This window comes from Leucobacter chromiiresistens (assembly GCF_001477055.1).
GTDB classification, from domain to species: Bacteria; Actinomycetota; Actinomycetes; order Actinomycetales; family Microbacteriaceae; genus Leucobacter; species Leucobacter chromiiresistens_A.
The window spans coordinates 1-7860 of the sequence record NZ_LDRK01000043.1 but is presented as its reverse complement, the minus strand read 5'-3'; the positions used below and the strand labels follow the sequence as shown (position 1 = coordinate 7860).

The following is a 7860-nucleotide window of genomic DNA, read 5'->3' as shown; positions in this document are numbered from 1 at the left end:
GATCGCGTCGAGCAGGTCGAGCTCGCCGAGCCCGACCGCGCGCAGCGCCGCGATCTCCTGCTGCCCGAAGCGCGGCGGGGTCGCCGTGAGCGCGACGGTCGCGTCGACGATCGCGTCGATCCGCGACGAGATGCGGGCGCCCACCCCCTCGTCGAGCAGCCGCTGCACCTCGCCGCGATCCGCGCCCTGCTCCGTGGCGAAGCGGGAGTGCACGGACGCGCAGAAGACGCACCCGTTGAACCGCGAAGCCGCCGCGGCCGCGAGCTCGCGCTCGGCCCGGGGCAGCCCCGCGTCGGTGTTGAAGAAGATGTCGAGATCGGTGAGCGTGCGCTCGCGCAGCGCCTCGGGGTCGCGCGCGAGCAGCCGGAAGTAGGGCATGTGCACCCGGTCGCGCTGCACGAGCGCCTCGTAATGGGCCTCGGTGAACTCGGCGACCGACAGGGGCTCGATCCAGGGCTTCCAGCCGAGCACGTCCTGCGTGAACCGCTGCGGCTCGTCGACGCGCGGCGCCGGCGGCAGCGACTCGGTCGCGATCGCGGGATCGCGCTCCGCCGTCGCGCCCGCCCGCTCGCGGGCCGCCACCGCGACGCGCGCGGCCAGCGACGCGAGCGCGTCGGAGTCGGGCGCCGCGGCGCCGCCGATGCTCTCGCGCAGCTCGCGCAGACCGTGCGCGACGCGCAGCTGGAAGGCGAGGAAGGAGACGAGCTGCGACAGGGTGACGATGCCCGTGCTGCTCCAGCCCGCGTCGAGCAGGCGGCCGAGCCGCTCCCGGTCGGCGTCGCGCGGGTGCAGCACCAGCATGTGCGCGTGCTCGAGCGCCGCCGCGAGCCGGTCGCCGAGCGCGTAGGCGGCCTGCACCGACTCCACCGCGTACTCGGGGCCGGCGACGCTCTCGGGCGCGTTCTCGGCCCGGAAGGATCCGTACGGGCCGCTGCCGGCCGCGCGCTCCGCCTCGGCGACGATGAGCGGTTCGAGCCCCGCCCCGCCGCCCGTCTCGCGCAGCAGCGCGCCGTAGAACGCGACCGCCTCGGGCTCCCGGTGGAGGCGCGCGACGAACAGGGCGACCGCCGCGCGCTCGGGCAGCGATACCTGGGAGGCGTCGACGGGCACGAAGAGCGCCTCGAAGCTGCCCTGGGCGTGCTCGCGCGACTCGGGTCGGCGATCGCGCGCCTGATCGAGCGCGTCGCCCGGGGCGATGCCGGTGAGCGCGGCGATGACGTCGACGGGCGGCGCGACCGCGCCGGATTCGCGGGATGCGGGGGTGGTCATGAGCGGGTGCTCCTTCTGCGTCAGATCTCCCAGTGGCCCGACGTCAGCGACGCGCCGGGAATCGCCTCGATGAGGCGCTGGGTGTAGGGGTCTTGGGCGTTGCTGAAGACGTCTTCCGTGGCGCCGTGCTCCACCTGCCGGCCGCGCTGCAGCACGGTGACGGTGTCGGAGATCTGCCGCACCACGGCGAGATCGTGCGAGATGAAGACGTAGGTGAGGCCGAGCTCCTGCTGCAGCCGCGCGAGCAGCCGGAGGATCTGCGCCTGCACGGTCACGTCGAGCGCCGACACGGCCTCGTCGAGCACGACGAGCTCGGGCTCCACGATCAGCGCGCGAGCGATGGCGACGCGCTGCCGCTGCCCGCCCGACAGCTCGCGGGGGCGGCGCTGGGCGAACTCCGCGGGCAGCGACACGACCTCGAGGGCGTGGGCCACCCGCTCGGCGCGATCGGCGCGGCTTCCGGTGCCGATGCGGTAGTTGGCGAGCGGCTCGGCGAGGGTCTGGCCCACGGAGAGGCGCGGATCGAGCGAGCCGTACGGGTTCTGGTACACCATCTGCGTGGTGCGGCGGAACTGGCGCAGGGCGCCTCCGCGCAGCTCGGTGACCTCGGTGCCCGCGACGCGCACGCTGCCGGAGGTCGGCGCGGCGAAGCCCGCGATGGCCCGGCCGGTCGTGGTCTTGCCCGATCCCGACTCGCCGACGAGCGCGTGCGTCGTGCCGGGCGCGACGGCGAACGAGACGCCGTCGACGGCGACGAACGCGTCGGTGCCGCGCCCGAACACCTGGCGGAGGTCGCGCACCTCGACGAGGGCCGCCGCGGAGGCGGGCCCGGCCGTCGCGGAGGCGGGCTCGGCCGTCACGGCGGCGGGCCCGGCCGCGAGGACGACGGTCTCCCGCTCGACGAGCCTGCCGAACGACGGGGCGTCGGCCATCAGCTGCTTCGTGTACGCGGACGCGGGGTTCGCGAGCACCTGCGCCGCGGGCCCCGACTCCTGCACCTCGCCGCCGCGCATCACGACGACGCTGTCGGCCCGGTCGGCCGCCACCGCGAGGTCGTGCGTGATGAACAGCACACCGGTTCCCGTCTCCTCGCGCAGGCGATCGATCAGGTCGAGCACGGTGCGCTGCACGGTGACGTCGAGCGCGCTGGTGGGCTCGTCGGCGATGATCAGCTCGGGGTCGTTGGCGAGGGCGGCGGCGATGAGCACGCGCTGCCGCATGCCGCCCGAGAACTCGTGCGGGTACTGCCGGGCGCGCTTGACGGGCTGGTCGATGCCGACCTGCTCGAGCAGCGCGTGCACGCGATCGCGCACCTCGTCGCGGCTCGGCCGGCCGTGGATGCGCAGCGACTCGCTGATGCTCTTGCCGACCGCCTGCACGGGGTTGAGCGAGTTGCCGGGATCCTGCGGAATGAGCCCGATGCAGCGACCGCGGAGGTCGCGCCAGCGCCGCTCGGGGAGCCCGACGAGCTCGGTCGTGCCGAGGCGCCGCTCGTTCAGCGTGACGCTGCCCGCCGTGACCCGCCCGTTCGACGGGAGCAGGCCGATGACGGATTGCGCGACCGTGGTCTTGCCCGATCCCGACTCCCCGACCACCGCGGTGACCTCGCCGGCGCGCACGTCGAAGCCGACGCCGCGCACCGCGTCGACCGTGCCGCGGCGGGTGCGGTACTGCACCGCGAGGTCTCGGATGCTGAGCAGGGGTGCGGCGGTCATGCGCGTCCTCCATCGCCGATCGCGCGGCTGAGCCGGTTGGTCGCGAGCACCACGAGCACCACCACGATGCCGGGGAGCGCGGTCAGCCACCACGAGGTGGCGAGGTAGTTGCGCCCTTCGGCGATGAGCAGCCCCCACTCGGGCGTGGGCGGCGGGGCGCCGTAGCCGAGGAACCCGAGGGTGGAGATCTGCAGGATCGCGGAGCCGAGCTGCAGCGCGGCGAGCGCGATGACGGCGGTGAGCGAGTTCGGCAGGATGTGGCGCCACAGCACGCCGAAGAACGTGCCGCCCGACCCGTAGGCGGCCTCGACGAACTCGCTCGCGCGCACGCTCACGACCTGCGAGCGGGAGAGGCGCGCGAACACGGCGATGGACGTCGCACCGACGGCGATGGCCGCGTTCGCGGTGCCGAAGCCGAGCAGGATGACGATGCTGAGCGAGAGCAGCAGGGTCGGGATCGCCAGCAGTACGTCGACCACGCGCATGAGGGCCTCGTCGACCCAACCGCCCACGGCGCCCGCGGTGATGCCGATGAGCGAGCCGACGACGAGGCCGACGAGCACGGCGATGAGGGCCGCGCTGATCGACTGCGAGGCGCCGTGGATGACGCGCGCGTACAGGTCGCGGCCCGTCGCGTCGGTGCCGAACCAGTGCTCGGCGCTCGGCGCCTGCAGTGCCGGGCCGACGTTCGCCGTCGGGTTGACCGAGGTGAACAGCCCGGGAGCCACCGCCCAGGCGAGGGCGATGAGCAGGATCAGCACCGGCACGATGAGGCCGGGGCGCAGGAGCGCGCGCCACGAGAAGCCGCGCCGGGCGGCCGGCGGCACCGCGCGCGCGGCCGAGACGTCGATCGCGGTCATGCGGGCACTCCGTTCTGCGTTCGGGCGGTGCGCTGCCTGAGCCGCGCATCGAGCACGGGGTACAGCAGATCCACCACGAGGTTGATGGTGACGAAGACGACGGTGGCGATGACGACCACGGCGAGCAGCACGGGGGTGTCGCGGTTGGCGACCGCCTGGGCGGTGAGCGCGCCGATGCCGACCCGACCGAAGACGGCCTCGGTGACGATCGCGCCGCCGACGAGCTCGCCGAAGAGCAGTCCCGCCATCGTCATGGCCGGCAGCAGCGCGTTCGGGGCGACATTGCGCCAGAGCAGCCAGCTGGTGCTGGCGCCGCGAGCCCGCACCACCGCGATGAACGGCTGCTCGCTGACCTCGTCGATGCTGCGCAGCAGCACCTGGGCGAGCGGCGCCGCGATGGGGATCGCGAGGGTGACGGCGGGCAGGATGAGCGCCTGCGCGTCGGTGGCCCCGATCGTCGGCACGAGGCCGAGCTGGAAGGAGAACACCTGGATGAGCACGATGCCGATCCAGAACACCGGCAGCGACACGAAGAGCGGCGGCAGGTTGCGGAAGAGGCGTCGCAGCCAGCTGCCCGCGCCGTAGCTCGCGGTGAACGCGATGACGACCGCCAGGAAGACGGCGAGGATCAGCGCGACGACGGCGAGGGTCAGCGTCGAGGGCAGCGCCTCGGCGAGCAGCGTGGAGACGGCCGCTCCGCTCTGCACGGAGTAGCCGAGATCGCCCTGCAGGAACGCGCCGACGGAGTCGAAGAACCGCACGAGGAAGGGCCGGTCGACCCCGTAGCTCGCCCGGATCTCGGCGAGCTGCTCGGCGGAGAGCCCGAGGTCGGGGTTGCCGAAGCGCGCCATGACGGCGTCTCCCGGCAGCGCCGCGAGCAGCACGTACGCGGCGGTGTAGGCGAGCGCGAGGACCAGGATCGCCTGGCCCACGCGCCGCAGCAGCGCCGCCCGGCTCACTCGCCGAGCTGCACGTCGTAGAACGAGGGCCGACCGATCGACTCGGTCTGGAAGCCCTGCACGGAGGCCTGCAGGCCGAAGACCTGCGGCTCCTCGAACAGGGGCAGCACGTAGGCCTGCTCGGCCAGGATCTGCTGCGCCTTCGCCGACGCGGCCGCGCGCTCCTCGGAGGTGGGCACCGACGCGATCTCGGCGAGCGCCGCGTCGAGCTCGGGGTCGTGGATCGTGCCCGTGGCGGTGTCGAGGTTGAGATTCGCGTTGCGGTTGGTCGAGAAGATCTGCGACTTGAGCACGTCGTAGTCGGCGCGGCCGACCATGGAGTGGTACACCTGGATCGTGTCGGCGTCGAGGCGCGCCTCGTCCTGCGCCGCCTGGTCGCCGGGGAAGAGCTCGACCTCGATGCCGAGCTCCGCGAGCTGCTCCTGGATGAGCGTCACGACTTCCTTCGAGCGCGGCTGCGGCAGCGCCTCGTTGAAGGTGATCGACAGGCGCTCGCCGTCCTTCTCGCGGATGCCGTCCGATCCCGGCTTCCACCCGGCCTCGTCGAGCAGCTGCTCGGCCTTCTCGGGGTCGTACTCGTAGAACTCCGAGGTGTCGGTGTAGCCGAGCGCGGTCTTCGCGAGGATGCCCGTGGCGAGCGGGTAGTTCTCGGTGAACAGGGTGCTCACGATGGCCTCGCGGTCGATGCCCGCGATGATCGCCTGCCGCACCTTGATGTCGTTCAGCGGGGCGTGGGCGAAGCGGAAGCTGAGGCTGTTGTTGACGCCGTTCGTCGCCGCGTGCACGAGCGACAGGGTGTCGCCGGTGAACTGCGCCTCGTCGGGCGCGGGGATGGAGCGGGCGATCTGCGCCTGACCGGAGGTGACGGTGCCGACGCGCACGCTCGACTCGCCCGCGACGATGATGTTGACGGCGTCGAGGTGGGCGCGGCCCTGGTGCTCGCGCGACTCGGGCGCCCAGTCGTAGTCCTCGCGCACGGTCAGGTCGGTCTCCTTGCCGATCTGCTCGTCGGAGATGACGAAGGGGCCGCTGCCGATGATCTCGGTGGCGTTGCCCGGCCCGAACTCCTCGTTCGTGCGATCGAGGGTCGCGTTGGCGAGCAGACCGGAGTTGATGGTCGACGTCGCCTGGGCGAAGCCGGGCGACGGCGCGCTGAAGTGGAACTTCACGGTGCGCTCGTCGACGACCTCGCCGCGCTCGTAGTTGTTGATCGCCTCGGAGATCGAGAGCGCGCGATCGGTGTCGCCCTTGCCGTAGAGGTCGAAGTTCTTCACCACGTTCTTTGCGTCGAGCGGCGTGCCGTCGGAGTAGGTGACGCCCTCGCGCAGCGTGAAGGTGTACTCGGTCGCGTCGGCGTTCACCTCGGGCAGCTCGCTCGCGATCCAGGGCTCGAGCTCGAGGGTCTCGGGGTTCTGGTAGAGCAGGCGATCCGTCACCTGGTTGACGACGCCGCCGTTGGGGTAGAAGCCCGCGGCCGGCGGGTAGAGCGTGTTCCAGGTCTGCGGCTCGAGGTAGGTGAGCGTGCCGCCCTCCTGCGCCGCGCCGTCGCCGGAGCCGCCGCCCGCGTTCGCCGAGCAGCCGGTGATCGCCATCGCGGCTACTGCCATGGTGGCGATCCAGGCGATGCGGTGCTTCTTCATGGTGCTCCTTCTGCTGCTCGTGGCACATTCGACGGCGCCCGTTCGTGCTGTTCGGGCGATCCGGTTAAGGTTATAGCTCTCATAAGCTAGCGGAAGTCCTCGGTGTCACAGAACTTCATGAACCCCACGCGTCATAAACGGTCATCCGATCGCGCCGCCCCGGCGCGGGCGGCGTATAACGGAAGCATGACCCCCACTCCGACGGCCGCGAAGATCGCCATCATCGGAGTCGGGCCGCGCGGCACCTCGCTCGTGGAGCGGATCGGCGCGCACCTGCACGGGGCCGGCGACCGCAGCCATCCCGCCGCCCTCGAACTGCACCTCGTCGAGGAGACCGAGTTCGGCGCCGGGCGCATCTGGCGCACCGACCAGACCCGCGAGCTCTGCATGAACACCCTCGCCGACGCCGTCACGCTCTTCACCGAGCCCGGCAGCACCGTGACGGGGCCCGTGCGCGTCGGCCCGACGCTGTACGAGTGGGGCCTCCTCGCCCTCGCGACCCGATCGGCGGGCCCCCAGCCGCCCGCCGCGACCGCCGAGGCGATCGCGCGCATCCCGGCCGAGCGCGCCGCGGCGGTCGACGCCCACCCGATCCGGCCCGGCTTCGCCGAGGAGTACGGCGAGGAGCTCGCGGCGTTCCGCCCCGAATCGCACCCGAGCCGGGCGCTCTACGGCGAGTACCTGCAGTGGTGCCTCGACCGGGCGATCGCCGAGCTGCCCGACGACGTGCGCGTGGTGCGGCACCGCGACCGCGCGGTCGGCATCGCACCGCACCCGGGCGGGGGCCAGCGCATCGAGCTGCGCGAGGGGGCGCCCGTCGACGCCGACGCCGTCGTGCTCGCCGCCGGGTGGATGCCCGGCATCGACACCGCCGAGGAGCGCGAGTTCGCCGCCGTGCTGGCCGAGCGCCCCGAGCTGACCTGGGTGCGGCCGGCCAGCCCCGTCGAGCAGGATCTGAGCGGCGTGCGCGCCGGAGCGCCCGTCATCGTGCGCGGCATGGGCATGGGGTTCTTCGACACCATGGCGCTCCTCACCCTCGAGCGCGGGGGCGCGTTCATCGACGACCCGGACGCGCGCGGCGGGCTCCGCTACGAGCCCTCAGGCCGGGAGCCCGTGCTGCATGTGACCTCGGGGCGCGGAGTCCCCTTCCGCGCGAAGACGCTCTACGGATCGCTGCCGCCGCGCCCCGAGCAGCGGTTCCTGCTCGGCGTGGACTGGGCGGCGGTGCCCCGCCCCATCGATTTCGACCGGCAGTTCTGGCCGCGCATCGTCGCCGACGCCCACTTCGACCACTACCGCACCCTCCGGCGGGTGCGGCCGACGGCCGCGACGGCGCCCGCCGATCACGTGGAGTCGGTCATCGCCGCCGCGATCCGACCCCACCTCGACGGCGACCCCGTGCACGGCGCCGACACGC

General features: G+C 72.9%; 6 protein-coding genes. 1 reads left to right on the top strand and 5 read right to left on the bottom strand.

The features are described 5' to 3' along the window. The 5 genes from NS354_RS08050 to NS354_RS08030 form a co-directional block, all read right to left on the bottom strand. The coding region (locus tag NS354_RS08050; protein ID WP_058594046.1) for a CMD domain protein at positions 1 to 1269 on the bottom strand (1269 nt) is incomplete at its 3' end. A 20-nt stretch (positions 1270 to 1289) separates the two neighbouring features. Continuing rightward, positions 1290 to 2984 (bottom strand): dipeptide ABC transporter ATP-binding protein, encoded by a 1695-nt coding sequence (locus NS354_RS08045; RefSeq protein WP_058594045.1) that lies wholly within the window; start codon positions 2982 to 2984, stop codon positions 1290 to 1292. Further along, the gene (locus NS354_RS08040) at positions 2981 to 3844 is read right to left on the bottom strand and encodes an ABC transporter permease (RefSeq protein WP_058594044.1); all 864 of its coding nucleotides are present in this window, start codon (positions 3842 to 3844) and stop codon (positions 2981 to 2983) included. Before NS354_RS08040 ends, NS354_RS08045 begins: the two co-directional genes overlap by 4 nt. After that, entirely contained in the window at positions 3841 to 4803 is a 963-nt protein-coding gene (locus tag NS354_RS08035) for an ABC transporter permease (protein ID WP_058594043.1), read from the bottom strand. Before NS354_RS08035 ends, NS354_RS08040 begins: the two co-directional genes overlap by 4 nt. Beyond that, a complete protein-coding gene (locus NS354_RS08030; protein ID WP_058594042.1) occupies positions 4800 to 6443 on the bottom strand; it encodes a TIGR04028 family ABC transporter substrate-binding protein in 1644 nt (547 codons plus the stop codon). Before NS354_RS08030 ends, NS354_RS08035 begins: the two co-directional genes overlap by 4 nt. Positions 6444 to 6629: 186 nt before the next feature. Between NS354_RS08030 and NS354_RS08025 the strand changes: the two genes are divergently transcribed. Further along, on the top strand, positions 6630 to 7860 hold a 1231-nt coding region (locus tag NS354_RS08025; protein ID WP_193750735.1), incomplete at its 3' end, for an FAD/NAD(P)-binding protein.

Excerpts from the sequence above, each read along its gene's own strand:
- NS354_RS08040 (WP_058594044.1), bottom strand. The coding sequence starts at position 3,844 with ATGACCGCGATCGACGTCTCGGCCGCGCGCGCGGTGCCGCCGGCCGCC.
- NS354_RS08030 (WP_058594042.1), bottom strand. The coding sequence starts at position 6,443 with ATGAAGAAGCACCGCATCGCCTGGATCGCCACCATGGCAGTAGCCGCG.
- NS354_RS08045 (WP_058594045.1), bottom strand. The coding sequence starts at position 2,984 with ATGACCGCCGCACCCCTGCTCAGCATCCGAGACCTCGCGGTGCAGTAC.